Raw genomic sequence first — 25,176 nt, forward strand, 5'->3', positions numbered from 1 at the left:
ATAGCGCCGCCGCTCCCGTCCCGGAGTGGCGGTGTTTTTTAATCGAAGATTCGCGTGTTGGCGTCGATGTAAGCGTTAAGGTCCGCGGCGCGATACCGGACAGACCTGCCGATCTTGGTAAAAGGAATACGTCGTTCCACCCAACGGTCGCGCTCGATCCACTTTTCCGAAACGCCAAGAATTTCGGCTACTTCTTTCTGGGTGAGAAGCCTTGCAACTGTCATGTTTTCAGGGATGAGGGTTTTGTTCACGGGCTTTGCTCCATCTATGCGCTGATAAGCGGCGGGATATTCTAGATGGGGCGGTGCGGTCACTCGCTTTTCGGCGAGTAAATTAAATCATGTTGCATCCTGTTAGCCGTGTACCTAGTCCGCGCAAAGTTGAAAAACTCGCAACCCCACTAAGGTTTACGTTACACCGTCGAGGGCCCTCTAGTCAATGCTGTTTTGATCTAAGTGATTGATTTTAAAGTGTATGTCTATTGTATGTCGCTTGTCCGGAGCGGGGTGTTTTCCGGTCGATGCGCCGAGGTAAAGCTAAGTGTTCTTAATTGCGCTGAAAAACGTTAATGTGTGTATGTCAGTTGTATATCGCCTTTTCTTGCAGCGCTGCGGCCGGTGCTGATCGCCTTACCGAAGCGAGGTCGCGTATCGAGGCCGATAAAGGCAGCGCGTTATTTTTTGGGGCCGCTCCCTCGCTTGGTTCCCCAACTCCGCTTGAGCTTCGCCTTTATTGCCCACTCGCGGGCGCTCTGAAGGTCTGCTCTCGCTTTCTGTTCGGATGTTGGGGGTGGGGGTGGTTCAGCGTTTCGCCTGATGGTTTCCAAATAGGCCAGAAGATCGGTCTCGGCGATTAAAGTTGGCCGTCCCACGTAGTAAGCTAGCGCGCCGCTTAAGCGCAGTCGCTTAATCTTTGTTGTCGAGCAGCGCAAAAGCTCTGCGACTTCTGGTTCCGTAAGGAGCTTCATTTCTTGAATGAACCTTTTTGTAGTTGGGGAATTTTTTCACACGGTGCGCAGCATATGGTTCTCGATTCGTTGCATCGCCTCGCGCAGGTCGTCGAACTCGACATCGACATAATCGGCGGTCACGTCATTGCCGCTAATATGATTCGTGAGGCGCTTCACCTTGTAAGTGGATATGTCCAACTTGCTGGCAACGCTTGCAAAGGTGCGGCGCAGGTCGTGAGCCGTAATGCCTATCCCGGTGATCTCCTCGAGGCGCCGGAGCGCGGGGCGCAGGTCGGAGGGCAGACGCCCACTCGCATCGCTAAACACGAACTCGGTCCCGGCGCGCTTCTTTCTGTCGAGGAGCAGCGCCTTTAGCTGAACCGGCAAGGGCAGCTCGTGGTCGAGGCGGTTCTTTGTGTCGGGGAATGTCACTTTGTCGTGCCGTAGATCTACGGAGGACCACCGCAGGGCGGGGTAGCCGTCTTTGGCTGATCCAAACAGCTCGCCGACCCTGGCGCCGGTCAGAAGCATGAACAGCAGCGCGTCTCGCATCTCCGAGCCCAGCGTCAATTCGCCGAGGCCGGACTTCACGGCGGCCACCCATTCGGGAATTCCGCGATCGGGGATCCGGCCTTTTGCCGGCCGCACGTCGGCCCATTGGTTGGTCCGGTTGAGGCGGGTCACGGGATTGGACTTGATGATGGGGGCTGCACCTTCGTCGGTGTCGGCGATCAAGTGGTTGATCGTCGCCCGGAAGTAGCGGAAGGCGAGGTTGGCTTGGGCGGGGCTTTCCTTGGCGAGCGCGGCGTGACGCTCTTTCACCATGCTCTCGGTGAAGTCGGTAACGGGCCGGTCCAGCCAGTCGCCGAATTTGCGGCCCATAACGAGACGAATATCGCGCTGTGTGCGGGCCTTCTTTTCGCCGCCTTTGCCCACTCCCTTTTTCTTTGGTGCAGCTATGTACGCTTCTACAGCCTGCCTGAGGGTTGTGCCGCGCCGCGCGCGCTCTTTCTTGACTGCGATCGGGTCGACGCCTTCGGCGAACTCGGCGGCCAGTAGTGTGGCTTTCTTGCGCGCGGCCTCTGCACTCATATCGTCGGCTCGACCGATCGTGACACGCCGTGAGGTTCTGCCAACGCGCCGCTGCATGACATAGGCCTTCGCTCCGCCAGGTGAAACACGCAGGCCGAAGCCTCGGATTTCGGTGTCCCAAACGAGAACTTGCCGGAGTGGGTCGGCCTCGATGGTCGCAACGCTGGCCTTGGTGAGCTTCATCCTGTTTTCAGCCATAACAACCCCGCTATGTAAGCAATTTGTAAGCACTGTAATCAGAAGTAGGGAGGGCTGGTAGTAGTCGAAACGCGGATCTGTCCTATATTTCTCAGATAGTTAGGTGTCAGTTAGGGTGTCTTAGGGGTTGTGAGTGAATGGAAAAAGCGGACTGTAACTCCGCCGGGGAGACCCATGCCTGGTTCGATTCCAGGGTCGCCCACCACTTCCTTCTTTTCTCAATGAAATCAAGGATGTGGTGGCCCGAAAGGGCAAGGATCACCGCAAGCGGACCTTCCCGAACATCCCTTGAACGATGCTTTATCCGATGGTCATGAACCGGAATTCCGCCAGATTTTGACTGCGGGTTCTGCACCGGAAATTGCGGCTTCACGGATTACGATGATCGGCTCTGCGGACGTCGTGGCAGCCCTTGGAACCGCGTCGAACGTTCCTAAATAGACGTCATGACCAAGATCGCCATCCACAAGCGACTACGCGACATGCGCGACGAGGCGATCCGCAGGCCGTCCTACCGGCCTGTCTATCTGCATGCGTTGGGTGTGGCCCATCTCGATGGGCGCCTGATTGCGGATGACCACCCCGCTTGGTCGCGGATCTTCGGGGCTTTGGCCGAATCGCGCGATCGTCTGTGCCGCGACGGGTTGGGCGAAGACGCCTGTGACCCGCGCGAAGCCTTTGCAGAGGCTCTGGACCAGCTGGAGCGCGAGCTTTTGCGGCTGCGGGACTGAAACCCTCGTTCAGACGACTGAATGCGCCTGTTGTTGCGGTTTGTCGGTGGCGTGAGCGTTTCGTGGAGCTTCCGGCCGTAGGGGGACCGGCTGAAAACCGCCCCTCCAAGATGTGCAGGAAACCTTCGCCGTTTTGGAGCGTTATGTCTTTGTCACTTTGCTTCGCTATTGGCTGACCAGCCAGAGAGCGCGCTTTCGGTGGCTGGTCAGAAGGAAAGCAACGAATCGATACCAAGGCAATGTTGAACAAGTGAACAATCGTTACCCAGTCAGAATACTGTCTTTGTATAGGTTTTGAATAGCTGTACAAAAGTCAGTTTCGCAGGAAGGGACCGTCTGCCGGTGGCGATCGCAGGGATCGCACAAGAGACGGAAACCGGACTTCGGGGCAGGGCCGAACCGATCGGTGCGCAAACAACTCTATGGATTTTAATGATATTTTAATCCGCGAGCGCTAGATCCAGGCCCGTATCCTGCCGAACCCCTTCTTGAAACAACCTGTTAGAATGCCCAGATAGATACCATGATAGAAATAATTTGGGGAAAACCCCTGACACTCGTTGCCGCGGAAAGCGGCGATTTCCATAAAATCTCCACCATCGAGCAAGCGAAATATTGGTTGATCAAACGGTGGCCCGTGGTCGACGAGGCGCGCGAACGTGCCTTGGCGATGATCAACGGCGCCATGGAATGTATGACGCCGGTCCAAGCGGCCCGTGCCGCCTTCGCGGCAGCCGCGAAAGCCGCTGACTACGACGTGATCGACCATAGCAAGCCGCGCGATGAAAGCGCCGTTCCGGCGTAATCCGCATCACGAAGGCTGTTGCCCCAAGCCCGCGCATCGACGCATCGGGCGGGGTGCTGTTTTCCTATCCGCTTCGGGCCGTTGCGGCCCGCTGGTGGCATCCACCGGAACCCGTGCACGGCAAAAAACCGTGCGCGGGTTTCGTCACTTCAGCCGTCGTCGACCAGAAAATTGCGCAGATCGGCCGCGCTACAGACAGAAATCCGGCCGTAACCCGTCTTGATCCAGCCTTCGGCCTCGAACTTCTTCAGCACAGCGTTGATCGTATGGCGCGAGACATTGGCCATCTCGGCAAGATCGGATTGCGTGACGAAACAGCCCGAGGGACCGCTCTGTCCACTGCCGGTCGGAACGGCGCTTTGCGCATCGGTCACGCGCAACAACACGGCGGCGATGCGGCGGTCGGCGCGGCGAATCAACAGATCCGCCATCGCATCCACCGCGATCTGCGAACTATAGGCGACCAGCGACATCAGTTCGGTCTCGGCTCCGGGGAAATGGCGGAGCAGGTGGTCGAGCTCGTTGAGCGGGATGTAATGGACAAGCGACGGCTCCATCGCCTTGAAAGACAGCATGCGCGGCCGGCGCGTGATCAGCGGGCCCTCTCCGAACCAGCCGGCGCTGCGGTAAATATGGCCGAGCACCACGCCGACCGATGGGCTTTGCCCGATAACCCCGAAGCTCCCCTGAATAACCCCGAAAATTCCGCCGAGTTCATCGCCGAGATGATTGGTGAATTGGCCGGTCTGATAACTCTGGCTATAGCCCGAGGTCAAAAGGGCGTCGCGAAAGCCGGCCTTGCGCTCGGACAACCATCCCGAGCGGTGGAAAATTTCGAGCAAAAGGGGATCGGTGCTGGCGGATTTCATCGGGCGTCCCTCGGTTGCTGTAATCGAATGCAGAACTCTGAAGAAATGTCGAAAATTTAACAATCATAATCTGCACTTGAAGCTAGGCCTTCGCAATGAAAGCCTCGGGTTTGGGACGGAGGCTCTCGGGAAATGGGGCTGTCTCCGCTTTCCCGTCGAGGTTGAGAAAATTATATGCCGCATATGAAAAATCCCGATATGGCCGCCTTCACAATTGGGTTGGTGATGCTCGCTTTGCAAAAACGTGGAGAAAGCGTGAGCCTCGAATCCATTCAGGCCAAGCTTGAAACAATCACCCGCTCGGGCGTTGAAGGCCGTGTTACGCCGGAAATGGCCAGAGGGGCGCTTTTGACGCTCTATGCCAATCGCGAATATGCCGATTAATTAAAATAAGTCGCATTAATTTTTGCCGTCGACCGCATTGATTTTTCTGCCCTTCCTTGCCCCCGTTCACATGGCGTCCGGCTGCTAATCGCGGTTCCTTTCGGCCTTCCTTGACGTTAGGGTCACGCCAACGGCCATTGTTTCTTGCGGAGAAGCGCGATGCCAGCAGGCGATAAGAACAAGACCCCCGAGGCGCAAGCAGCGGGTAAAGGAAAGAGCAGCGAAGAGCGCGCTGCGCGCAAAGCCGCGAATATAGCCGAGCGCGAGGCGCGCAAGGCTGCCCGTCAGGCCGAACGCAAAGCCCAGCCCGCCGACAAGGGGGCTGCAAAGCAGGGCGGCAATGCCGCAGGAAAGCCCGAGGGTAAAGGCGGCGGGAATCCGGATAAAAAGGTTGGCGGAGACGGCGCGGCGAAAGCCCGGGGCGCGGGGAAGCAGCGTCAGGCCGAAGGTCGGCCCGCGACCGCTGACAGCAAAGCCGCAGAGCGCCTCGCACGCCAGCAAGAGCGCAAGGCGCAGCGCCAGCAGGGTAATGACAAGACCGGCCAGCAGGGCCGCCAGAAAGACCAAGAGGGCAAGGGGCAGGGTGTGTCCAAGCCCGCGCCGACCTGGACAGCTTCGTCGTCTGCGGCTTCGGCAGGCAGCGCGCCGGTGGCACGTCAGGCAGCTCCCGAAAAGACGGCAGCCGTCGCCGCAAAGCCCGCAGGGAAGCCGGCAGCGGCTTCTGCCGCGCCCGTGGCACAAGTTGCGCCCGCCAAGGGCCCTGCCAAAGAGGGCGGCCGTCCCGTTCTGACCGATTCGGTTGCGCTTGCGCCACCGCGCGAAAAGGCCGCTCCGGCTCCGGCTCCGGCTCCAGCTCCGGCTCCAGCTCCAGCTGCCGCGGCCAAAGTGCCGCCCTTCACCATTCTGATCGTGGCGCAGGCCGGACGGCTTGCGCGGCAGGCGGTGATCTTCGCGGCGAGCCTTCGCCGCAACGCCCCCGATTTCGCGGGCCGTCTGGTCGTCGCGGAGCCCTTGCCCGAAGGCGCTTGGGCCGGTGTGGATACCCGCATCCCCGATGCCGAGCGCGCGTTGCTGACCGGCTACGGCGCCGAGATCATCCCCTTCACGGCCCGCCACTTCGGCCGCGCCTATCCTTATGGCAACAAGATCGAGGCTTTGTCGATTTTGCCCGCCAAACAGCCCTTCATCTTCTTCGACAGCGATACGCTGGTGCTGGGCCCGATCGACGAGGTGGCCTTCCGCTTCCGCCGTCCTTCGGCCTCGATGAAGCGCGAGGGAACATGGCCCGAGCCGCCGCTCTACGGTCCCGATTTCGCCGATATCTGGGGCACGCTTTACAGCCGCTTCGGTCTCAAGATCGCGGGTTCGGTCGATCACAGTTTCGCGGCCGACCATTGGGAGCATTATCTCTATTTCAACGCGGGTTGGTTCTTCGGTGCCGATCCTGCCGAATTCGGCAAGCGCTTCCTTGATGCCGCGGTGAGCGTGCGCAACGATCCGGGCGAGACGCTGGCCTGCCAAAGCCTCGATCCTTGGCTGGATCAGGCGGTGTTGCCTTTGGTGATCCATTCGCTTGGCGGCGGGCGTCCCGGGCCGGAGCTGGACGGGCTCGACGGGGATATGACTTGCCACTACCGGCGTCTGGCGTTGCTATATGCCTGCGAATCCGATGCGGCGATCGCGACCTACGAGGCTATCGCCACCAGACCCGAGATTGCGGCGCTTTTCGTCAAGGACAAGGCATTCCAGCGCTTCGTGATCGGCGGAGAGGGGCGGAGCAAGATCAAGCCGCTGTTCGCGGACGGGCGTCCGCTTGCGGAAAAGGCCGTGCGCCATATCCTGAAAAAAGCCGAGCTCTGGATGGCCGAATAGGCCCCGCCGGACCGGAAAAAAACCGCCAGACGCAAAGCGCTGGCGGTTTTTTCATGTCCGTTCGTGGTTGCGGGGCTTAGTCGCCCGCATCCTCCGAGGATTGTGCCCAGAGGTTGATGCTGCTGGTACGGGCGACCAAAGCGTCGATGCGCGCAAGCTCCGCCTCGGAGAAGTCGAGGTTGCGCACCGCGCCCGCGCAATCGACGACCTGCTCGGGCTTGGATGCGCCGATCAGCGCCGAGGTGACGCCGCCTTTGCGCAAAACCCAGGCCACCGCCATTTGCGCCAGCGTCTGCCCGCGTGCGCCCGCCAGATCGTTGAGCCCGCGCAAAGCCGCCAGCGTCTCGTCGGTCAGCCATTCGGGGAACATGGATTTCCCCTGTGCGGCGCGGCTTCCCTCGGGGATGCCCTTGAGGTACTTCGCGCTCAGCATACCCTGCGCCAAAGGCGTGAAGGCGATCGAGCCGATGCCGCGTTCGGTAAGAGCATCGAGCAGCCCGTCGCGTTCGACCCAACGGTTGAGCATATTGTAGCTCGGCTGGTGAATGATGCAGGGCGTGCCCAGATCCTTGAGGATCGCCACGGCCTCGGCCATGCGGTGGGTATTATAGCTCGAAATGCCGACATAAAGCGCACGGCCCGAGCGCACGATATGATCCAGCGCGCCCATGGTTTCTTCCAGCGGCGTGTCGGGATCGAAGCGGTGCGAATAGAAGATATCGACGTAATCGAGCCCCATGCGCTTGAGCGAGGCGTCACAGGACGCGATCAGATATTTGCGGCTGCCCCATTCGCCATAGGGGCCTTCCCACATGCGGTAGCCGGCTTTCGAGCTGATGATCAGCTGATCGCGCAGACCCGCGAAATCGGTGGCGAGGATCTGGCCGAACGCCTCTTCGGCGCTGCCCGGAGGCGGGCCGTAGTTGTTGGCCAGATCGAAATGGGTGATGCCCTGGTCAAGCGCGGCACGGCAAATGGCGCGCTTGACCTGATGGGGCGTATCCTCGCCGAAATTGTGCCACAGGCCGAGCGAGACGGCCGGCAGCATCAGCCCCGAGCGGCCGCAGCGCCGGTAGACCATCCGATCGTGACGTTCGGGATCGGGTCGCCATTGCACTTGCGGCTTCGCTTGGGGACGTTGGGCCATTATCCAAGAACCTCGTTGCAGCGGGCGCAGGTGCCCGGATGGAAATGCGTACCGACGTCGGGAAGGATCTTCCAGCAACGCCCGCATTTCTCACCTTCGGCCAGTTCAAAGACGACGGCAAGCCCTTGGATTTCCGGCAAACGGAAGGCGTCGGCCGGTGCGGTTGCCGCGGTCAGGGTCAGGGCCGAAGTGATGCAGACATCCTCGAAATCGCTGGTTTGCAGCGCGGTCAGTGTCGCCTGATCCTCGACATGGACCACGGGCGCGGCCTCGAGGCTGGCACCGATCGTCTTGTCGGTGCGCTTGATCTCCAGCGCGGCCGTCACGACACGGCGGGCGCGGCGCACGGTTTCCCATTTCTGGGCGAGCGTCTCGTTCAGCCAATCGGCGGGCGTTTCGGCAAAGTCCTGCAGGTGGATCGAGCTGTCCTCGCCGGGGAAACGGCTCAGCCAGACATCTTCCATCGTGAAGGGCAGGATCGGTGCGAGCCAGGCCGTCAGACGGTGGAAGAGGATGTCGAGCACCGTCCGCGCCGCGCGGCGGCGCAGGCTGGCGGGCGCGTCGCAGTAAAGCGCATCCTTGCGGATGTCGAAGTAATAGGCCGAGAGATCCACCGTCGCGAACTGGAAGAGGGTCTGGAAGACGCCTTGGAAATCATAGGCGTCATAGCCCTCGCGGACCTGCGCGTCGATCTGCGCAAGACGGTGCAGCACCCATTGCTCCAGCTCGGGCATCTCGGCCGGCGCGAGTTTTTCGGCATCGCCGAAACCGTCGAGGCTGCCCAGCAGGAAGCGCATGGTGTTGCGCAGGCGGCGATAGCTGTCGGCGGTGCCTTTGAGGATTTCCTTACCGATGCGCTGGTCGGCCGTATAATCGGCCTGAGCCACCCACAGACGCAGGATATCGGCACCATATTCCTTGATGATTTCGGCCGGAACGATGGTGTTGCCAAGCGATTTGGACATTTTCATGCCCTTCTCGTCCAGCGTGAAACCATGGGTCAGCACGCCGCGATAGGGCGCGCGGCCCTTGGTCGCGCAGGCCTGCAGCAATGACGACTGGAACCAGCCGCGGTGCTGGTCGGTGCCTTCGAGATAGAGATCCGCGATTCCGTCCGGCGCGCCGTCGGCGCGGTCGCGCAGCACGAAAGCATGGGTCGAGCCGCTGTCGAACCAGACGTCGAGCACGTCCATGATCTGGTCGTAGTCGGCGGGGTTCGCGATGCCGTCAAGCATGCGCTCCTTGAAGCCCTCGGTGTACCAGACATCGGCGCCATCGGCCTCGAAAGCGGCGATGATGCGGTCGTTGACGCGCTGGTCGCGCAGCAGGAAATCGGGCGCGTCGTGTTTGGCGCCTTTCTTGACATAGCAGGTCAGCGGCACGCCCCAGGCGCGTTGGCGCGACAGCACCCAGTCGGGACGGTTTTCCACCATCGAATGGATGCGGTTGCGGCCGGTCTGCGGTGTCCATTTCACCAGCTCGTCGATCGAGGACAGCGCGCGGGCGCGGATGGTCTTGCCCTGCGCATCCATGCCGTCGTTCAGATCCTTGTCGATCGCGGCAAACCACTGGGGCGTGTTGCGATAGATCACCGGCGCTTTGGAACGCCAGCTATGGGGATAGCTATGCTTGATCTTGCCCTTGGCCAGCAGCGCACCGGCATAGGCCAGTTGCTTGATGTTGCTGACGTTTGCCGGACCTTCCTTGCCCTCTTGGGTCAGGATCGCCTCGCCGCCGAAGATCGGAAGATCCTTGCGGTAGGAGCCGTCCGGCTCGACGTTATAGGTCATGGGCAGGCGGTATTTCACGCCAAGCTGATAGTCGTCATCGCCGTGGCTCGGCGCGGTATGGACAAAGCCCGTGCCCGCATCCTCGGTGACGTGATCGCCCGGCAGAAGGGGGACGTCATAGTCCCATTCGCCCGCGCCGTTTTCCACGCCGCGGTAAGGATGGGCGAGGATGACGCCTTCAAGATCGGCTGCCGCGACATCGCCCAGACGGGTGAAGCCCGTGACTTTGGCGGAGGCCAGAACGCCTTCGGCCAGAGCATCGGCCAGAACCAGATGCTCGCCGACGGTCGCGGTCGATTTCTCGTCGGCCTCGGTGACGGCATAGACGCCGTAGGCGATCGAGGGGCCAAAGGCCACCGCGCGGTTTTGCGGGATGGTCCAGGGCGTCGTGGTCCAGATCACGACCGAGGCCGGATTGTCGCCGCCAAAAACGCCCGTGCCGCCGACCGGCTTGAAGCGCACCCAGATCGCATGGCTGGTGTGGTCGTGATATTCGACCTCGGCCTCGGCCAAGGCGGTCTGTTCCACCGGCGACCACATCACGGGTTTGGAGCCCTGATACAGCGAGCCGTTCATCAAAAGCTTCATGAATTCTGCCGCGATCACCGCCTCGGCGTGGAAGTTCATGGTGAGGTAGGGATCGTCCCAATTGCCGATCACGCCCAGACGCTTGAACTGCTCGCGCTGCGCATCGACCCAGCCTTGGGCGAAGGCGCGGCATTCCTGACGGAACTCGACCGTATCGACCGCATCCTTGTCTTGACCGCGCTCGCGGTATTGCTCTTCGATCTTCCATTCGATCGGCAGGCCGTGGCAGTCCCAACCCGGAACATAGCGCGCGTCGCGGCCCATCATCTGCTGGCTGCGGGTGATGAAGTCCTTGAGCACCTTGTTCAGCGCATGGCCGATATGGAGGTTGCCGTTCGCATAGGGAGGGCCGTCATGCAGGATGAAGGGCTTGCGGCCGGCCTTGGCGCGCAGCTTGCCATAGATGTCCATGGCTTCCCAACGGGCGAGCCATTCGGGCTCGCGGGCGGGCAGACCCGCGCGCATCGGGAATTCGGTTTCGGGCAGGAAGACGGTGTCGCGGTAATCGGGCGCGTTCGAAGTGGTATCGCTCATGGCGGGAATCCTTTGGCAGACGGTCAGACAGCAAGCATCCCGGCGGCGAGGACCCCCTACGCCGCCGGGCGGCTAATTCGAATGCTGAAACCCGTCATAAACATGGCTGTGGTTATAGGAACCGACCCGAGGAGGATCAAGCGCCTGATCGCGCCCGATCCATCGGGCCAATTTGATCGCTGTCGGTCCATCCGCAGGCATCGCGCCATGTGCGGCAATTTGTCTGGGCGATCCTTGCCAAAGTGGCGGGCTTTGGCAACAAGGACCCATGAGTTTGCGCATCGCCATTGCCGGCGCCGGGATCGGCGGCCTGAGTTTCGCCCTTCTGGCGGCCGCCGACGGCCACGCGGTCACCTTGTTCGAGCGCTTCGTCACGCCGCGGCCGGTGGGCTCGGGGCTGGTGATCCAGCCGGTCGGACTTGCTGTGCTCGATCTTCTGGGCGCGGGCGCGCAGGCGCGTGCGCTTTCAAGCCCGATCTCGCGCATGTATGGCGATGCAGGCAGAGCGGGGGGCAAGGGCACGCGCCGCGTCCTCGATGTCTCCTATCCAACGGATGCGCCGGGGCGGGCCTTTCAGCGCGCTGCTGACGCCGATGTATCAATCCGACAGCCGCATCCTGCCGTGGCTGCGCGACCATCTGCTCGCGCCGCTGGCGACATGGCCGCTGGTGCGCGGCAGCCTCTCGCATCTGGTTGCGGGCGATCTGCTTCCGCCTCTGGCGGGAACGCGGCTGCCCTGAGGGGAATTGCCGCCGCCATCTTGCGAAACCGCGGACGCCGTCCCAGATTGCGGGCATGATGGATCCGCGCCTTCCCGTTACCCCCGAACAGATCGACCGTGTCGTCGCCGTTTTCTATGGCGCGGTTCGTCGTCACGAGGTTCTCGGCCCGATTTTCGCCCGCCATATCACCGATTGGCCCGCGCACGAGGCCAAGATCGCCGCCTTCTGGCGCAATGCGATCCTGCGCGAGCGCGGCTACGAGGGCAGTCCGATGCGCGCCCATCTGGTCGCGGGCGATGTCCGGCCCGACCATTTCGCGCCGTGGCTCGCGCTCTTTGACGAAAGCCTGCGCCGGACGCTCCCCGAAGATGCCGCACGCGGGTGGTCGGCGCTGGCCCATCGAATCGGCGCGGGGTTGCGCATGGGCGTGGTCGAAAGACCCGCTCCGGGCCGCGCCGAAGGTCCGCCGACGCTGCGCTGAGGCGCGCCAAGGCGGCGTCCGGGCGCGCTTGCCGGGGCCGCTTACGGCTCGTTCGGATCGATCCCCGGAATGACCTTGGGCGGCGAGGAGCGATAGACCGGCAGTTTCCAGCCCCAGACCATGCTGCCTGCACGCAGCGCGAAGGTCACCAGCCCGCAGGCGATAAGGCCCCAGCCATGCGGCAGCCCGCAAGCGTCAAAGGCCAGCGCGGCCAGTGCACCGCCAAAGGCTGCGGTCAGATAGAGTTCGCCCTGTTTGAGCAAAAGCGGCACCTCGTTCGAGATGACGTCGCGCATCAGGCCGCCCGCGCTGGCGGTGATCACGCCGGCCATCGTGACGATGATCGCGCCATATCCCGCGGAGATCGCGAAATCGACACCGGCGGGGACCGCCACGGCCAAAGCCAAAGCATCGAACCACAAAAGCGCGCGGTAACGGCTTTCCAGCAAATGGGCGGTGAAGAAGACGATGATCGCGGCGGCGACAGCGGCAAGGATCAGGCTCGGCCGCGCCACCCAGAAGATGACATCGCGCCCGAACAGCAGATCGCGCACCGTCCCGCCACCCACGGCGGTCAGAACCGCGAAGAAGATGAAGCCCACGATGTCCAGCTGGCCGCGGCTCGCCACCAGTGCGCCGGTCAGCGCGAAGACGAAGACGCTGGCATAGTCCAGCAGGAGCTGGGCATCGGCGAGCATCAGGCCACCGCGCCTTTGGCGGGCTTGAAGGGTGCCATGCCCGCGCGCGCCAATTCGTCGGCGCGCTCGTTTTCGGCGTGACCGGCATGGCCCTTGATCCATTTCCAGGTCACGTCGTGGCGCGCCTGCGCCTCTTCGAGGCGCTGCCACAGATCGACATTCTTCACCGGCTTGCGGTCGGCGGTTTTCCAGCCGTTGCGCTTCCAGCCGTGAACCCATTGGGTAACGCCGTTTTTCACATAGGCGCTGTCGGTGGTGATGGTGATCGCCGCAGGACGCGACAGCGCCTCGAGTGCGGAGATCGCCGCCATCAGCTCCATGCGGTTGTTGGTCGTGTCACCCTCGCCACCCGAAAGCTCGCGCTCCTTGACGATCTCGGCCCCGTCCATGGCGCGCATGAGTACGCCCCAGCCACCCGGGCCGGGATTGCCCGAGCAAGCCCCATCCGTCCATGCGTAAAGTTCAGTCACATTCGTTCCGTTATCGTCTTGTCCTGCCCAAACTCGGGCAGCAGAGGGGTTGCGTCAACCATCAAGCCCGACATAGCCGGGCAAAGCGGCGATCCGCGCGATCCAGTCGTTGATACGGGCAAAACGCGCCATGTCGAAACCGCCGCGCGTGCCGGCGGTATGGGTATAGCCGTAAAGCGCGATATCGGCGAGGCTCATGCGCTCGCCCGCCAGCCAGTCATGCGCCGCCAACCGTTGCTCCATAACGGCCAAAAGCGCATGGCCGCGCTCGAGAAGATCGGCCATGCGCTCGGGCGTGGCAAGAGCGGCGCGGCCGGGATAGAAGCGCAAAGCCCCGCGAACCGCGACGACGCCTTCATGCTGGTTTTGCTCCCAAAACATCCAGGACAGCATCTCGGCACGGGAAAAAGCATCCTGCGGAACCAGCGCCGAACCTTCGCCCAGCCAGCACAGGATCGCATTGGATTCGGGCAAAAGCCGGCCGTCGTCCAGCTCCAGAACCGGCGCTTTGCCGAAGGGCAGCCGCCCCGCGGCCTTGGCGGCGGCGATCTCGGCAGAGCTGTCCTCGACATCGACGATCGTGCAGTCGCGTCCCGAAAGAGCAAGCAAAAGCCGGACCTTGTAGCTGTTGCCCGAGGAGGGCATCGAGTAAAGCTTCATCTCTTTCATGCCTCAAATATCCCGGGGGAGTCCGCAGGACGGGGGCGGAGCCCCCACCTTTGCGGCGCTCAAGCCTCGCGCAGGACGCGCGGAACTTTGAACTCGACATTCTCGCGCGCCGTTTCGACGATTTCGACGGTGACATCGAAACGGGCGCGGAACGCGTCGATGACCTCGTTGACGAGAACCTCGGGCGCGCTTGCCCCCGCCGTCACCCCGACCGAACGCGCGCCCTCGATGGCGCGCCAGTCGATATGTTCGGCGCGCTGGACCAGCTGGCTATAGGCGCAGCCCGCCGCCTTGCCCACTTCTACCAGACGCCGCGAATTCGAGGAGTTCGGCGCGCCGATCACCAGAAGAGCGTCGATCTTGGGCGCGATTTCCTTGACCGAGGCCTGCCGGTTGGTCGTGGCGTAGCAAATGTCTTCCTTGGCGGGGCCGACGATCGCGGGGAACCGCGCCTGAAGCGCCAGAACGATCGCGGCGGTATCATCGACCGAAAGGGTGGTCTGGGTGATATAGGCCAGTTTCGCCGGATCGCGGGGCGAGATCCCCGCGACATCTTCGACGGTCTCGACCAGAAGGACCTCGCCCTCGGGAAGCTGGCCCATCGTGCCCAGAACCTCGGGGTGGCCTTCATGGCCGATCATCACCATTTGCAGCCCTGCAGCGAAATGGCGCTCGGCTTCGACATGGACCTTGCTGACAAGCGGGCAGGTCGCATCGACGAAAACCATCTCGCGCGAGCGGGCTTCGGCAGGGACGGCCTTGGGGACGCCATGGGCCGAAAAGATCACCGGCCGGTCGTCGGGGCATTCGGACAGCTCTTCGACGAAGATCGCGCCCTTGTCGCGCAAACCGTCGACGACGAATTTGTTGTGGACGATTTCGTGGCGGACATAGACCGGCGCGCCCCATTTCTGCAGCGCCATCTCGACGATCTTGATCGCGCGGTCGACACCGGCACAAAAGCCGCGCGGCGCTGCGAGATAAAGCATCATTTCGGGTTTGTCGGTCATGCCACGCACCTTGGAAAATGGGCAGGGACGCTTGCCCTCGCCGGAATCGGGCCGAAATCGGACCTTCGGGTCCGGCCGCTGACAGCCGGAGCCGAAGCCTAGGCGCGCAGGGTTACGCGCCCTCGAACGAGGTCAATGCATAGACATCCACGCCGCCGTCTTCCAGCAGCTTGCGCCCGCCCAGATCGGGCAGGTCGATCACGAATGCGCAACCGACGACTTCGGCGCCCAGACGTTCGCACAGGTGGATCGCGGCTTTTGCGGTGCCGCCGGTCGCGAGCAGATCGTCGACGATCAGCACGCGCTCGCCCGGTTTGATGGCGTCGTCATGGATCTCCATCACGGCCTCGCCATATTCGAGCTGGTAGGCCTCGCTCAGGACCGTGCCGGGCAGTTTGCCCTTTTTGCGGATCGGCACGAAGCCGACGGTGAGCTGGTGCGCGACGGCGCCGCCAAGGATGAAGCCGCGCGCCTCGAGGCCCACGACCTTGTCGATCGGCTCGCCCGCATAGGGCGACAGCAGCTGGTCGACCGCCATGCGGAAGCCGCGCGCATCCTGAAACAGGGTGGTCACATCACGGAAGATGATCCCTTCCTTGGGAAAGTCGACGATCGTGCGGATGTAGTCCCTGACGGTCTTTTGCTCGTGGCGAAGGCTCATGGAGGCTCCATTTCAAAGGTTTCGCGGACGGCGATGTAATGCCTGATGATCAGCGGCGCCAGTCGGCCCGTGACGGAAAGGCCGGATCGAAGGCCTTTTAGGCAATCTTCGCGCCCATGCATACCCGTTCCGCGCGCGGGATGGTCCGGTTGCGGCGAAGAAATGCTGCGTCGCACCGGTTTCGGCCCGCCCGCCGCGATGATTCGCGGCTCTTGCGGTCAAGCCCTGTCATCAGGCCGAGATGATCGCCTGTCATGGGAGATTACGCCCCGCCATCGTGCGGTCGGCCAATGCGAAAGCAGGGGGGGAGGCGGATGTGCAAGGGGCAAGAACGGTCACTTGGCGGCGAAAGGCCGGATATGGCGCATTCCTCTGGGCATGTTTTTGCGCAGCATTGTAAATATTTGGCCCGATCTGCCCCCGATTGTCGCAAGACCGGTCCCTGCCGGTTTGACTTGAGAAAATTGCGTGATAGGGCGGGCCGATCCAAGCGGGAGGCGGGATGTACGAACTTTGCCCCGAGACGCCGGCGGATACGCCCGAAGTCGAAGCCCTATACGACCTGTGCTTTGCACCGGGACGGACGGCCCTGTCGTCCTATCGACTCCGCGACGGGGTGCCGCCTGTTCCGGGGCTGTGCCTCGTGTTGCGCAACGGCGACGATGCGGTAATCGCGGCGATTCGCTATTGGCCGGTCGAAGTCGGCGGCCATCCCGTGCTGCTTTTGGGGCCGGTCGCGGTCCATCCCACCGCTCAGGGCGAGGGCTTGGGCGGTTATCTCATGCGCGAAAGTCTCGGGCGGGCGCGCGAAATGGGCTGGGCGCGGGTCATGCTGGTGGGTGATGCGCCCTATTACAGCCGCTTCGGTTTCTCCAAGCTTTCGGGGGTCGAAATGCCGCCGCCCACCAACCCCGATCGGGTGCTGGGTTTGGAACTTCAGCCGCAGGGCTGGGTTGATGTCACCGGAACGGTAACGCGCGAGACGCGGCCCGACGTGCTGGCAGGGCTGGCCGAGATCCGCAAGATGGAGGCCAAACGCTCCGCTTGCGCCGAGGTCGACCCGACGGAAGCTCCGGTGTCCGGCGCTGTCCGCCCGCGCCCGTAAGGCCGAGCTGGCACCGCGACACGGGCCATGACACAACACGGGCCGCGACAAAACGTGTCCGGCCGTTCCGCTGGAACCACGACGAGGCCCGCAATGACTGGCAAGACCCATTCCGTGACCGAAGCACAGACCATCCTTCCGCCGATCACCGATCCGACGGTTCATGGCGATATCGACCGGCTGGTCGCGCGCTACCTTGATGCCGGCGGGATCGGCATGGATCTTTTGACCGCGATCGGAGGCAAGGCCGAGACGCTTCTCGACCGGCTGCCCGCGGTCGTACGCAAGCGTATGGACAAGATCACCTTGGGCGCGCTCAACCGCGCTTTCGATGCCGCGACGCGCTCGCGCCGGATGGTGGGGGATCGCGGCGAATGGTTCAACCGGCTGCTCTCCACTGCATCGGGGGCGGCGGGCGGACTTGCGGGTTTGCCCGGTGCGCTGATCGAAATGCCGTTGACGGTTACGCTTTTGCTGCGCGCCATTATGGAAATCGCCGTCGAGCACGGCTTTGATCCCGATTCCGAAGATGTGCGTGTCGAGGCCCTGCGCATTTTCGCGACGGCAGGCCCGCTCGAGGAGGATGACGGTACCGATCTGGGGCTTTTGGCTGCGCGTCTGTCGATCACCGGCCAGACGGTGCAGGGGCTGATCACCAAGGTCGCGCCCAAGCTTTCTATCTCGCTGGGCCAGAAGGTCGCGGCGCAGGCGACGCCGATCCTTGGCGCGGCGGCGGGCGCCACGATCAACTATACATTCGCGCGCTATTATCAGGAACTCGCCCGCGTCCATTTCGGGCTGATGCGTCTGTCGGTCGAAACCGGCCTGCCGCGCGCCGCGCTGGGCGAGGCATTCGAGCTTCGGGTGAACCAGATCCGCGAGGCCCGCAAAGCCGCGCGCCGCTAGGCGGGGCTTGGTGGGACAGGGGGCGGGAAGGCGCGGCTATTCTTCGGTCGCGCTTTCGCTTTCCAGCGCCAGCGCCGGTGCCGGTACATCGAGGTGATCGATCGACAGCGGCCCCGAGGGCCGTGCGAGCCGCGGCTTGACCACCCAGAGCAGACGTTCCTGCGCGCGGGTGATCGCGACATAGGCCAGACGTTTCCACAGCGGAATCCCCGCCTCGGTCCGGTTCGACCATGCCGCCGCCGAAATGTCGGGGCCGAAAATCTGGACATCGGGCCATTGGCTGCCCTGAGCCTTGTGGATCGTCACTGCCGCTCCGTGCAGGAAGGCCGCGCCCATCTTGGCCGCGAAGGGGATGAAGGGTTCCTCGATATCGGGCATCTCGATCTTGACGATCGAGGCGGCCGAAAGGCGCGGATCCTCGGCCCCGATGACATGAAGCCGCGAAAACCCCGGCTTGCGCCCCGGCCCGAGATAGATCACCTGCGCGCCCTTGATCAGCCCGCGCGCTTCCAGATCGATGCGCTTCTTGCGGTGTTTGAGCGGCAGTTCCAGCCCGTCGCAAATCAACGGCTCGCCGGGCAAAAGCGCATCGGCAGGCGCGCCATAGGCCGAGCGGAAAGCCGAAATCAGCCGCACCCGCGTCGCATTGCGCCAGACAAGCACCGGACTGCGCGCCATCAGATCGCTTTCGACCCGCTCGGCCCAGACCACGCGCGGATCGCGCCGCGCCGCGTCCTGGATCATGCGCTCGAAGGAGGCGAAATCGAGCTGGGGATCGGCCAGCGCATGGGCGAGGTCCAAGATCGGGCTGTCGTCGGCCTGACGGTGGATGCGGTTGAGGATCAGCTTTTGCTTGTTGGCAAGCCGGTCGAAGACCATCTCGCCCGATTGGCCGACGGGCGCGAGCTGGGCGGGATCGCCAAACAGCACCAGCACGGGAAAAATCTCGCGCAGATCGTCGAACTGGCGCTCGTCCAGCATCGAGCTTTCGTCGATCAAACCGATGTCGAGCGGGTCTTCGCGCCGTTTCCAGCCCTGGATGAAATCCGATCCGCGCAGGCCCGCCGCCGCCAGTGCGCCGGGGATCGAGGCATGGATCTCGTAGAAGGCCTTGGCACGGTCGAGCGCCTCTTCGGCGAGATCCGCGATTTTCGGGCGCTCGCCGCCGGTCACCAGCCATTCGGCGATCCGCTCGTATTCGGGATCATAGACCGGCGTGTAGAGGATGCGGTGGATCGTGGTCGCGGGCACGCCGCGCATGCGCAAAACGAAAGCCGCCTTGTTGGTGGGCGCCAAAACCGCGACGGTGCGGCGGTCCTTGTGCTTTTTGCCCTCGTAATCGCCCGAGACGATATCGACGCCGACATCGCGCAACGCGCGGGTCAGCTCGGCCAGCAACAGCGTCTTGCCCGAGCCCGCCTTGCCGATCACCGCCATGACGCGGCCCTTGCCTTCGGTCGGGGGCATGACCTCTTCGGTGGTCAGATCGATCCCCGCTTCCTGCAACAGAAGGGTCAGCGCGTCCCAGGCCTCGGCCTGATCAAGGGAAAGTGTCGGCAAGCTCATGCAGCCCTGTTAGCCTGCCCGCGCCTGTGGCGCAAAGCGAAACCGTGCGGCTCCGGCGGATCGGCCCGTGTGGTGGCCCCGTTCGGCACCCGTTCCGCTCGCGTGTTACAGGCCCGTGCTGACCGCGATCAGTCCCGCCACGCCCAGAACGATCAGCCCCATGCCGGCCATCTGCCGCGCCGAAGCCTTCTGGCGAAAGATCTTGCCCGAGACGAGCTGCGCCAGCGGCACCTCGATCAGGGCGAGCGTGCGGACATTGGCGGCCGAGGTCAGCGCGAAGCCCAGAAACCAGAAAAGCGAGGCGAAGGCCCCCAGAAAGCCCGCGCCAAGCGAATCGCGCCAGTGGCGGCGGATGCCGGCAAGGGCGGGGCGGTCGGCCAGCGCAAGCCAGCCGAAGACCAGCGCCGACTGGATCACCAGCGAGATCGTCAGCGCCGTACTGGCGCGCGTCAGGTAATCGCCCGAGGGAAAGGCGAGGATCGCGCCGCGAAATCCGATCGCCGAGAGCCCGAAAAGCAGTCCCGCGCCGATCCCCATCGCGACGGGACGCCAGCCGCCCTGCCGCCAATCGACGCCCGACATCAGAACAACCCCGGAGGTCGCGACCGCAATCGCGGCCATGCGCGCGGGCCCGAGCGGTTCTGCCAGCATGACCGCGCCGATCAGGGCAAGCGTGACGGGCTCTGTCTTGATCAGGGCGGTGACCACGCCGAAGCCGCGCAGGTTCATCGTCTGGAGCATCAGGGCCGTTGCGCCGATCTGCGCCAGCGCCCCCATTGCCGCCCAGCCCAGCACGGTCGCGTCGGGGCGCGGCAGATCGACCCGGAGCGCCAGCACCGCCAGAAAGGCCGCGGCAAAGGGAAGGCCGAAGAGAAAGCGCACCGCCGTCGCCCCCATCGTGCCGATCTGGGTGGTCAATTGGCGCTGAGCGGCATTTCGGCCGGTCTGCGCGAATGATGCGATCAATGTGGCGATGATCCAGCCCATGACGCGGTCCTTGTCTTGATGGAGTTCGGGGGCCCTGGCGGAGGGGCGCGATCGAAAAAGCCGGACCCGAGGGCCCGGCTTTGCGGAGTTGGATTTGCGGGCTCAGCCGCGGATCGCCTCGATCATGCGATGGACATTCTCGGGGTCGGCGTCGGGCGTGATGCCGTGGCCGAGGTTGAAGATATGGGGTCCGTTCGAGAAGGCTTGGGCGATGCGCTTGGTCTCGGAAACGAGGCGCGGGCCGCCCTCGACAAGCAAGCGCGGGTCGAGGTTGCCCTGAACGCAGCCGTCCTTTTGAACTTCGGCCGCTGCCCAATCGGCATCGGTGAACTGGTCGATCGCGACCGCATCCGCGCCGGTCGCCTTGGCAAAGCCTGCGTAACGCGGGCCGGCCTCGCGCGGGAAGGCGATGATCGGCGTGTCGGGGTGGCGCGCCTTCAGCGCCGCGATGATTTTCTTGGCCGGAGCCAGCGCGAAATCGTCGAAATCCTGCCCTTTAAGCGAACCCGCCCAGCTGTCGAACAGCTTGAGCACCTCGGCCCCCGCCTCGACCTGCGCGGACAGATATTCGATCGTGCCGTCGGCAATACGGTCGATCAGCGCGGAGAAAGCCGCGCGGTCGGCCGCTTTGAACGCATGGGCCGGTGCTTGATCGGGCGTGCCGCGACCGGCGACCATATAGGTCGCAACCGTCCATGGCGCGCCTGCGAAACCGATCAGCGTGGTTTCCTGCGGCAGCTCGCGGCGCAGGATGCGCAGCGTCTCGTAGATCGGGGAAAGCTTCTCGTGGACATCGGCGGCAGGGCGCAGATCGGCCACGCCTTTGGCATCGGTGATCGTCGAGAGGCGCGGGCCCTCGCCGGTCACGAACCAGACATCCGATCCGAGCGCCTGCGGCAGAAGCAGGATATCGGCGAAAAGGATCGCGGCATCGAAGCCGTAGCGCCGGATCGGCTGCAACGTCACTTCGGCCGCCAGATCGGAGTTGTAGCACAGCGACAAAAAGTCGCCCGCCTCGGCGCGGGTCGCGCGATATTCGGGTAGATAGCGGCCCGCCTGACGCATCATCCAGATCGGCGGGGTCGGCAGGCGTTCGCCGGCGAGGGCACGCAGCATGGTCTTGCGGGTCATGTCATCTCCTTGGTCACCCCTTCATCGCCAGCCGCTCCCCGTTGTCAAGTCTGCCGCAGGGGGGTATGGCGCTAGTTATGGAACAGATGCCCACCCCCTCCCGCCCCCTTCGCATCGGCACGCGCGGCTCGGTGCTGGCGCTTGCACAGGCGCACGAGACCCGTGCCCGGCTGATGGCCGCGCATGATCTGCCCGAGGATGCCTTCGAAATCGAGGTCATCAAGACCACCGGCGACCGCATCCTTGACCGCGCCCTCAAAGAGATCGGCGGCAAGGGGCTGTTCACCCGCGAAATCGAGGATGCCCTGATCGCGGGCGAGATCGATATCGCCGTCCATTCGATGAAGGACATGCCGACGATCCAGCCCGAGGGTCTGGTGATCGACTGCTATCTTCCGCGCGAAGATGTCCGTGATGCTTTCGTCAGCCGTGATTACGCGTCGATCTCGGATCTGCCGCAGGGTGCGGTGGTGGGTTCGTCCAGCCTGCGCCGCCGCGCGCAGCTGGCCGCGCGCCGCCCCGATCTGCAGCTGGTCGAGTTCCGCGGCAACGTGCAGACCCGCCTGAAAAAGCTGGAAGACGGCGTTGCGGTTGCGACCTTCCTTGCCATGGCTGGCCTGTCGCGTCTGGGCATGACCCATGTCTCGCGCGGCCCGATCCAGCCCGAGGAAATGCTGCCCGCCGTGGCCCAAGGCTGCATCGGCGTCGAGCGCCGGAGCGATGATGCACGCATCGCGGCCCTTCTGGCCCCGATCGCCGATCACGACAGCGGTTTGCGTGTCGCGGCAGAGCGCGCCTTCCTTGCCGAGCTCGACGGCTCGTGCCAGACGCCCATCGCGGGGCTTGCGGTTTTGGAAGGCGAGAACCTGTGGCTGCGCGGCGAGATCCTGCGCCCAGACGGCTCGGAAGTCATCGCGGGCGAGCGTCGCGGTCCGGTGGCGGATGGTCCCGCCATGGGGGCCGACCTCGCGCGCGAATTGCGCAACCGTGCGCCTGCGGATTTCTTCGACTGGGGGTGATCGGGTCCGCGCAGGCGCATCCTGCGCCGCGCGGCCCGCTTCAGATATCCCAAGCGGCCGGCCCGAGAAGGCCGGCCGCTTTTTTACATGCGGATCAGTGCGATGACGATCAAAGCGCTCGTGATCACCGAACCCATCAAAATCACGGCATGCCGGTAATGCTCCAGCCCGCGGCGCAGATCGGCCGCGACGGGATCGCGCGCGCCTTCGTTTAGCCAAGGCTCCTGCGTGACCTGACCGCCATAGCTGCGCGGCCCCGAGAGGCGCACATGCAGCGCGCCCGCCATCGCGGCCTCGGGCCAGCCGGCGTTGGGCGAGCGGTGCTTGCCCGCATCGCGCCGCATCACGCCGAGGGCCGCGGTCGAGCCTGCCGACAAAGCGATCAGCAAGCCGGTCAGCCGCGAGGCGGGCAGGTTGACCAGATCGTCGAGCCGCGCGGCGAAACGTCCGAAGAGGCTGTGGCGCTCGGTCAGATGGCCGATCATCGAATCCAGCGTATTGATCGCCTTATAGGCGGCAATCCCCGGCAGGCCGAGCAGCGCGGCCCAAAAGAGCGGCGCGATCACCCCGTCCGAGGCGTTCTCGGCCAGACTTTCCAGCGCCGCGCGGGCGATCGGCGGCGGCTCGTTACCCAGATCGCGCCCGACGATCATCGCCGCCGCCTGCCGTGCATCGGCGATATTGCCGACGGAAAGCGGGCGGGCGACCGCATCGACATGATCGTAAAGCGAGCGGCTCGCCACCAGCGGCCATGCGAGTACGCCCAGAATGACCGCGCCGTAGGGCAGGGGACTGATCAGCACGGTCAAAGCGACGACGGGCAGGGTCGCGGCCGCAATCGTGACCAGACTGGCGATCACGCCTTTCGCGAGACGGCCGCCGCCTTGGTTGAGCCGCCGGTCGAGTGCCGAAACGAGTCGGCCCAACCACGTTACCGGATGGCCGATGCGCCGGTACAGGGCATCCGGCCAGCCGATAGCCATGTCGAGGATCAGGGCGACCAGTGCCGTGATCAGGGTGTTTTGCAGGAATTCCATGCTGCTCCGTTTGCTTTTCAGCCGGTCCAGTTAACGCTGCCGATGGACCAGCTACCGACCGTGCCGTCAAGCACGCTCAGAGATAACGGTGCGACAGAAAAGGAAAGAGCGGCGGGTCCGACCACCATGGCCAGTGCCGCGCGTACGGTTCCGGCATGGGCGACGATCAGGGTCGTGCCGCTCGCCGCCTCGAGCATGGGCCGGACCCGCGCCGCCATTTGCAGAAAACTCTCGCCCTCTGGCGGGCAATGGGCGGCCAGCGCCTCGGTCGAAAGCGGGCCGAGGTCGCAAATCTGGTCGGGGGCGAGCCCCTCCCATGCGCCGAAGCTTTGCTCCCACAGATCGGGCTGGATGACGGGCGAGACCCCGAGCGCCGCACAGGTCTCGCGGCAGCGCTTGGCCGGACTCGACCAGATATGGTCGAAGCTCTCGCGCGCAAGGCGGGACTTCAGCGCTTCGAGCGCAGCGGGATCGGGGAAATGCGCGGAAAGATCGCGCCGTCCCGCCAGTCCGGAACCTGCCGGAAGGGGGGCGTGGCGCAGGAGGCAGAGTCTCATGTGGTTTGCATCCGTGGTTCCGGCGCGTCGCTTTCATTCGGGAGATGCCCGAGCGGGGCATCGCCGCCACAATGACCCAAGCGGCCACACTCTGCCAGTACCCGCCTCCGCGTTTTCGTATTTGCGGACTGTGCGTGCGGCAAAGCGGCTGCGTCAGGGGCGGTCGTCTACCGTCACCGACGCATCCCTGTCCACGCGTTGGTGACCGCGTGCGATTGCCTCGGCGGCGCCGTCCTGTCCGGCGTGTTCGTAAAGCGCGCTCATGCGCGCCAACGCGTCGATCAGCTGCGGGAGGTCTTCTGGGGGGACGGCATGGCCGCTCAGCGCATCGACAGTATCGCCTCTCAGTTGCTGGAACCCCGCGCAAAGCTTGCGGCCGCATTCGCTGAGCGCGATGGTCTTTTCCTTGCCGCGCCGGCCGGTCTGGATCTTGCCGAACTGGCGCAGACGGCGCAAAGCGTAATGGGCGAGATGGGGCTCCGTCGTGGCGGTCGCCAGACAAAGCTCGATAAAGCTGCGCGCCTGGTTATGTTCTGCAAGATCGAGCAAAATCGCGATCTCGAGCGGCGAGAGTCCGGGCTGTCCCGCCTGTTCCATCGCGGTGATCTGCCAGCGCCGCAGCGCGTCCGACGCGAGACGCAGGCTGCGTTCAAGCGCGGAAAGGGTCTCTGGCATCGAAAGGGCGGAGCCCTGCGGCAAAGCGGTGTGCAGCAGGCTGAGATGCGTAGCGGTGGCCATTCTTCCTCGATGTCTATTCAAGCGAAGGTTGTGTGGCGGCTTCGGGCCGGTATCGGTGCATTCTGTGGTGCCGGACCTGCCAAAGGTGAGCCCGAATTGCACTTGTGTCAAGAATTCCAAGCATGAAGCGGTTTGCGGCCTTTGAGGGCGGGGGGATTTTGCTGGCTTTGGATAGTGCGCCTTTGGTCGTGGATTTCCGCGCGCAAAGCGGGGTGGTCTATGGCGGAGCGAAAGCCGGCAAGATGTTCTGTACGTCTGGGGTGAGTTTTACCCCTCATGCGGGCGGCTTCGTGGCGGCAGTCGCGCTCTGGCGGCGTCGCCTGCGGCAGGATGCAGGCTGCATCCCGTTGCGGAGGATGGCGCAAAAACCATAAGCCAAACTTTGCCGGTTGCCGCCATAATCGGCTTTGGAAGGACAATTGCGGCCCTTGACGGAAGCTTGTTACTTCCTGCATATTTT

At 63.7% G+C, this 25,176-nt stretch carries 26 protein-coding genes, 1 tRNA gene and 1 pseudogene; 11 read left to right on the forward strand and 17 right to left on the reverse strand.

Annotation, left to right across the window (positions count from 1 at the left end; genetic code table 11):
* Window positions 1–38: 38 nt before the first annotated feature.
* From ACFFUC_RS04940 to ACFFUC_RS04950, 3 genes are all read right to left on the reverse strand, one after another.
* Window positions 39–251, reverse strand: a complete 213-nt coding sequence (locus tag ACFFUC_RS04940; RefSeq protein WP_377684084.1) for a helix-turn-helix domain-containing protein — start codon at window positions 249–251, stop codon at window positions 39–41.
* 422 nt (window positions 252–673) lie between these two features.
* Window positions 674–967 carry a helix-turn-helix domain-containing protein gene (locus ACFFUC_RS04945; protein ID WP_377684086.1) on the reverse strand — a complete coding sequence of 98 codons (294 nt, stop codon included), beginning with the start codon at window positions 965–967 and terminating at the stop codon, window positions 674–676.
* Between the two features lie 36 nt (window positions 968–1,003).
* The gene (locus ACFFUC_RS04950) at window positions 1,004–2,224 is read right to left on the reverse strand and encodes a tyrosine-type recombinase/integrase (protein ID WP_377684088.1); all 1,221 of its coding nucleotides are present in this window, start codon (window positions 2,222–2,224) and stop codon (window positions 1,004–1,006) included.
* Between the two features lie 139 nt (window positions 2,225–2,363).
* Between ACFFUC_RS04950 and ACFFUC_RS04955 the strand changes: the two genes are divergently transcribed.
* From ACFFUC_RS04955 to ACFFUC_RS04965, 3 genes are all read left to right on the forward strand, one after another.
* Window positions 2,364–2,444 (forward strand) — tRNA-OTHER (locus ACFFUC_RS04955).
* Window positions 2,445–2,685: 241 nt separating this feature from the next.
* Window positions 2,686–2,970 (forward strand): hypothetical protein, encoded by a 285-nt coding sequence (locus ACFFUC_RS04960; RefSeq protein WP_377684090.1) that lies wholly within the window; start codon window positions 2,686–2,688, stop codon window positions 2,968–2,970.
* Window positions 2,971–3,493: 523 nt separating this feature from the next.
* Window positions 3,494–3,775 (forward strand): DUF982 domain-containing protein, encoded by a 282-nt coding sequence (locus ACFFUC_RS04965; protein WP_377684092.1) that lies wholly within the window; start codon window positions 3,494–3,496, stop codon window positions 3,773–3,775.
* A 149-nt stretch (window positions 3,776–3,924) separates the two neighbouring features.
* Here ACFFUC_RS04965 and ACFFUC_RS04970 read toward each other — a convergent pair whose 3' ends face one another.
* Window positions 3,925–4,644 carry a Crp/Fnr family transcriptional regulator gene (locus tag ACFFUC_RS04970; protein WP_377684094.1) on the reverse strand — a complete coding sequence of 240 codons (720 nt, stop codon included), beginning with the start codon at window positions 4,642–4,644 and terminating at the stop codon, window positions 3,925–3,927.
* A 174-nt stretch (window positions 4,645–4,818) separates the two neighbouring features.
* Between ACFFUC_RS04970 and ACFFUC_RS04975 the strand changes: the two genes are divergently transcribed.
* Both ACFFUC_RS04975 and ACFFUC_RS04980 read left to right on the forward strand, forming a co-directional pair.
* The gene (locus ACFFUC_RS04975) at window positions 4,819–5,028 is read left to right on the forward strand and encodes a hypothetical protein (protein ID WP_377684096.1); all 210 of its coding nucleotides are present in this window, start codon (window positions 4,819–4,821) and stop codon (window positions 5,026–5,028) included.
* A 159-nt stretch (window positions 5,029–5,187) separates the two neighbouring features.
* Entirely contained in the window at window positions 5,188–6,900 is a 1,713-nt protein-coding gene (locus ACFFUC_RS04980) for a GT-B fold glycosyltransferase domain-containing protein (protein ID WP_377684098.1), read from the forward strand.
* A 76-nt stretch (window positions 6,901–6,976) separates the two neighbouring features.
* Here the strand turns inward: ACFFUC_RS04980 and mgrA are convergent, their stop codons facing one another.
* Window positions 6,977–8,047 carry an L-glyceraldehyde 3-phosphate reductase gene (gene mgrA, locus ACFFUC_RS04985; protein WP_377684100.1) on the reverse strand — a complete coding sequence of 357 codons (1,071 nt, stop codon included), beginning with the start codon at window positions 8,045–8,047 and terminating at the stop codon, window positions 6,977–6,979.
* The gene (ileS, locus tag ACFFUC_RS04990) at window positions 8,047–10,959 is read right to left on the reverse strand and encodes an isoleucine--tRNA ligase (protein ID WP_377684101.1); all 2,913 of its coding nucleotides are present in this window, start codon (window positions 10,957–10,959) and stop codon (window positions 8,047–8,049) included. The genes mgrA and ileS overlap by 1 nt, the downstream gene beginning before the upstream one ends.
* 536 nt (window positions 10,960–11,495) lie before the next feature.
* On the opposite strand from ileS, the gene ACFFUC_RS04995 reads away from it, so the two are divergent.
* Together ACFFUC_RS04995 and ACFFUC_RS05000 are read left to right on the forward strand one after the other, a co-directional pair.
* Entirely contained in the window at window positions 11,496–11,699 is a 204-nt protein-coding gene (locus ACFFUC_RS04995) for a hypothetical protein (RefSeq protein WP_377684103.1), read from the forward strand.
* 55 nt (window positions 11,700–11,754) lie between these two features.
* Entirely contained in the window at window positions 11,755–12,162 is a 408-nt protein-coding gene (locus ACFFUC_RS05000) for a group III truncated hemoglobin (RefSeq protein WP_377684106.1), read from the forward strand.
* A gap of 41 nt (window positions 12,163–12,203) precedes the next feature.
* Here the strand turns inward: ACFFUC_RS05000 and ACFFUC_RS05005 are convergent, their stop codons facing one another.
* The 5 genes from ACFFUC_RS05005 to ACFFUC_RS05025 form a co-directional block, all read right to left on the reverse strand.
* Window positions 12,204–12,860, reverse strand: coding sequence for a trimeric intracellular cation channel family protein (locus ACFFUC_RS05005; protein ID WP_377684108.1), 657 nt, complete (start codon window positions 12,858–12,860; stop codon window positions 12,204–12,206).
* The gene (gene rnhA / locus ACFFUC_RS05010) at window positions 12,860–13,330 is read right to left on the reverse strand and encodes a ribonuclease HI (protein ID WP_377684110.1); all 471 of its coding nucleotides are present in this window, start codon (window positions 13,328–13,330) and stop codon (window positions 12,860–12,862) included. Before rnhA ends, ACFFUC_RS05005 begins: the two co-directional genes overlap by 1 nt.
* A 54-nt stretch (window positions 13,331–13,384) precedes the next feature.
* On the reverse strand, window positions 13,385–13,999 hold the full coding sequence (locus ACFFUC_RS05015) for a glutathione S-transferase family protein (protein ID WP_377684112.1): 615 nt from the start codon (window positions 13,997–13,999) through the stop codon (window positions 13,385–13,387).
* Window positions 14,000–14,058: 59 nt separating this feature from the next.
* On the reverse strand, window positions 14,059–15,009 hold the full coding sequence (gene ispH / locus ACFFUC_RS05020) for a 4-hydroxy-3-methylbut-2-enyl diphosphate reductase (RefSeq protein ID WP_377684114.1): 951 nt from the start codon (window positions 15,007–15,009) through the stop codon (window positions 14,059–14,061).
* 112 nt (window positions 15,010–15,121) lie between these two features.
* A complete protein-coding gene (locus tag ACFFUC_RS05025; RefSeq protein ID WP_377684116.1) occupies window positions 15,122–15,670 on the reverse strand; it encodes an adenine phosphoribosyltransferase in 549 nt (182 codons plus the stop codon).
* Between the two features lie 502 nt (window positions 15,671–16,172).
* On the opposite strand from ACFFUC_RS05025, the pseudogene ACFFUC_RS05030 reads away from it, so the two are divergent.
* Window positions 16,173–16,649, forward strand: a pseudogene (locus ACFFUC_RS05030) (GNAT family N-acetyltransferase); the annotation flags it as partial.
* A gap of 219 nt (window positions 16,650–16,868) precedes the next feature.
* Window positions 16,869–17,681 (forward strand): EcsC family protein, encoded by an 813-nt coding sequence (locus tag ACFFUC_RS05035; protein WP_377684118.1) that lies wholly within the window; start codon window positions 16,869–16,871, stop codon window positions 17,679–17,681.
* Window positions 17,682–17,717: 36 nt separating this feature from the next.
* Here the strand turns inward: ACFFUC_RS05035 and ACFFUC_RS05040 are convergent, their stop codons facing one another.
* From ACFFUC_RS05040 to hemE, 3 genes are all read right to left on the reverse strand, one after another.
* Window positions 17,718–19,247, reverse strand: a complete 1,530-nt coding sequence (locus ACFFUC_RS05040; protein ID WP_377684120.1) for an ATP-dependent DNA helicase — start codon at window positions 19,245–19,247, stop codon at window positions 17,718–17,720.
* A 105-nt stretch (window positions 19,248–19,352) separates the two neighbouring features.
* Window positions 19,353–20,234: an EamA family transporter gene (locus ACFFUC_RS05045; protein WP_377684122.1), complete on the reverse strand. Its 882-nt coding sequence runs from the start codon at window positions 20,232–20,234 to the stop codon at window positions 19,353–19,355.
* Window positions 20,235–20,336: 102 nt separating this feature from the next.
* Window positions 20,337–21,365, reverse strand: coding sequence for a uroporphyrinogen decarboxylase (hemE, locus tag ACFFUC_RS05050; protein ID WP_377684123.1), 1,029 nt, complete (start codon window positions 21,363–21,365; stop codon window positions 20,337–20,339).
* An 86-nt stretch (window positions 21,366–21,451) separates the two neighbouring features.
* On the opposite strand from hemE, the gene hemC reads away from it, so the two are divergent.
* A complete protein-coding gene (gene hemC, locus ACFFUC_RS05055; protein ID WP_377684125.1) occupies window positions 21,452–22,384 on the forward strand; it encodes a hydroxymethylbilane synthase in 933 nt (310 codons plus the stop codon).
* A gap of 83 nt (window positions 22,385–22,467) precedes the next feature.
* Here the strand turns inward: hemC and cbiB are convergent, their stop codons facing one another.
* The 3 genes from cbiB to ACFFUC_RS05070 form a co-directional block, all read right to left on the reverse strand.
* Window positions 22,468–23,421, reverse strand: a complete 954-nt coding sequence (gene cbiB / locus ACFFUC_RS05060) for an adenosylcobinamide-phosphate synthase CbiB (protein WP_377684127.1) — start codon at window positions 23,419–23,421, stop codon at window positions 22,468–22,470.
* A 17-nt stretch (window positions 23,422–23,438) separates the two neighbouring features.
* Window positions 23,439–23,978 carry a histidine phosphatase family protein gene (locus ACFFUC_RS05065; RefSeq protein WP_377684129.1) on the reverse strand — a complete coding sequence of 180 codons (540 nt, stop codon included), beginning with the start codon at window positions 23,976–23,978 and terminating at the stop codon, window positions 23,439–23,441.
* A 153-nt stretch (window positions 23,979–24,131) separates the two neighbouring features.
* Window positions 24,132–24,716: a hypothetical protein gene (locus tag ACFFUC_RS05070; RefSeq protein WP_377684131.1), complete on the reverse strand. Its 585-nt coding sequence runs from the start codon at window positions 24,714–24,716 to the stop codon at window positions 24,132–24,134.
* Window positions 24,717–24,838: 122 nt separating this feature from the next.
* Here ACFFUC_RS05070 and ACFFUC_RS05075 point away from each other — a divergent pair, with 122 nt between their 5' ends.
* Complete coding sequence (locus tag ACFFUC_RS05075) at window positions 24,839–25,090, forward strand: hypothetical protein (RefSeq protein WP_377684133.1); 252 nt, start codon at window positions 24,839–24,841, stop codon at window positions 25,088–25,090.
* Window positions 25,091–25,176 lie beyond the last annotated feature (86 nt).

The organism is Paracoccus cavernae, from assembly GCF_042430175.1.
Taxonomy (GTDB): Bacteria; Pseudomonadota; Alphaproteobacteria; order Rhodobacterales; family Rhodobacteraceae; genus Paracoccus; species Paracoccus cavernae.

Excerpts from the sequence above, each read along its gene's own strand:
- hemE (WP_377684123.1), bottom strand. The coding sequence starts at position 21,365 with ATGACCCGCAAGACCATGCTGCGTGCCCTCGCCGGCGAACGCCTGCCG.
- ACFFUC_RS04965 (WP_377684092.1), top strand. The coding sequence starts at position 3,494 with ATGATAGAAATAATTTGGGGAAAACCCCTGACACTCGTTGCCGCGGAA.
- ACFFUC_RS05075 (WP_377684133.1), top strand. The coding sequence starts at position 24,839 with ATGAAGCGGTTTGCGGCCTTTGAGGGCGGGGGGATTTTGCTGGCTTTG.
- ileS (WP_377684101.1), bottom strand. The coding sequence starts at position 10,959 with ATGAGCGATACCACTTCGAACGCGCCCGATTACCGCGACACCGTCTTC.
- ACFFUC_RS04945 (WP_377684086.1), bottom strand. The coding sequence starts at position 967 with ATGAAGCTCCTTACGGAACCAGAAGTCGCAGAGCTTTTGCGCTGCTCG.
- ACFFUC_RS05005 (WP_377684108.1), bottom strand. The coding sequence starts at position 12,860 with ATGCTCGCCGATGCCCAGCTCCTGCTGGACTATGCCAGCGTCTTCGTC.
- ACFFUC_RS05025 (WP_377684116.1), bottom strand. The coding sequence starts at position 15,670 with ATGAGCCTTCGCCACGAGCAAAAGACCGTCAGGGACTACATCCGCACG.
- ACFFUC_RS05015 (WP_377684112.1), bottom strand. The coding sequence starts at position 13,999 with ATGAAAGAGATGAAGCTTTACTCGATGCCCTCCTCGGGCAACAGCTAC.
- mgrA (WP_377684100.1), bottom strand. The coding sequence starts at position 8,047 with ATGGCCCAACGTCCCCAAGCGAAGCCGCAAGTGCAATGGCGACCCGAT.
- ACFFUC_RS05035 (WP_377684118.1), top strand. The coding sequence starts at position 16,869 with ATGACTGGCAAGACCCATTCCGTGACCGAAGCACAGACCATCCTTCCG.
- ACFFUC_RS05000 (WP_377684106.1), top strand. The coding sequence starts at position 11,755 with ATGATGGATCCGCGCCTTCCCGTTACCCCCGAACAGATCGACCGTGTC.
- ACFFUC_RS04950 (WP_377684088.1), bottom strand. The coding sequence starts at position 2,224 with ATGAAGCTCACCAAGGCCAGCGTTGCGACCATCGAGGCCGACCCACTC.
- hemC (WP_377684125.1), top strand. The coding sequence starts at position 21,452 with ATGCCCACCCCCTCCCGCCCCCTTCGCATCGGCACGCGCGGCTCGGTG.
- ACFFUC_RS04995 (WP_377684103.1), top strand. The coding sequence starts at position 11,496 with ATGTCTCCTATCCAACGGATGCGCCGGGGCGGGCCTTTCAGCGCGCTG.
- ACFFUC_RS04970 (WP_377684094.1), bottom strand. The coding sequence starts at position 4,644 with ATGAAATCCGCCAGCACCGATCCCCTTTTGCTCGAAATTTTCCACCGC.
- cbiB (WP_377684127.1), bottom strand. The coding sequence starts at position 23,421 with ATGGAATTCCTGCAAAACACCCTGATCACGGCACTGGTCGCCCTGATC.
- ACFFUC_RS04960 (WP_377684090.1), top strand. The coding sequence starts at position 2,686 with ATGACCAAGATCGCCATCCACAAGCGACTACGCGACATGCGCGACGAG.
- ACFFUC_RS04975 (WP_377684096.1), top strand. The coding sequence starts at position 4,819 with ATGCCGCATATGAAAAATCCCGATATGGCCGCCTTCACAATTGGGTTG.
- ACFFUC_RS05070 (WP_377684131.1), bottom strand. The coding sequence starts at position 24,716 with ATGGCCACCGCTACGCATCTCAGCCTGCTGCACACCGCTTTGCCGCAG.
- ACFFUC_RS05065 (WP_377684129.1), bottom strand. The coding sequence starts at position 23,978 with ATGAGACTCTGCCTCCTGCGCCACGCCCCCCTTCCGGCAGGTTCCGGA.
- ispH (WP_377684114.1), bottom strand. The coding sequence starts at position 15,009 with ATGACCGACAAACCCGAAATGATGCTTTATCTCGCAGCGCCGCGCGGC.
- ACFFUC_RS05045 (WP_377684122.1), bottom strand. The coding sequence starts at position 20,234 with ATGGGCTGGATCATCGCCACATTGATCGCATCATTCGCGCAGACCGGC.
- ACFFUC_RS04980 (WP_377684098.1), top strand. The coding sequence starts at position 5,188 with ATGCCAGCAGGCGATAAGAACAAGACCCCCGAGGCGCAAGCAGCGGGT.
- ACFFUC_RS05040 (WP_377684120.1), bottom strand. The coding sequence starts at position 19,247 with ATGAGCTTGCCGACACTTTCCCTTGATCAGGCCGAGGCCTGGGACGCG.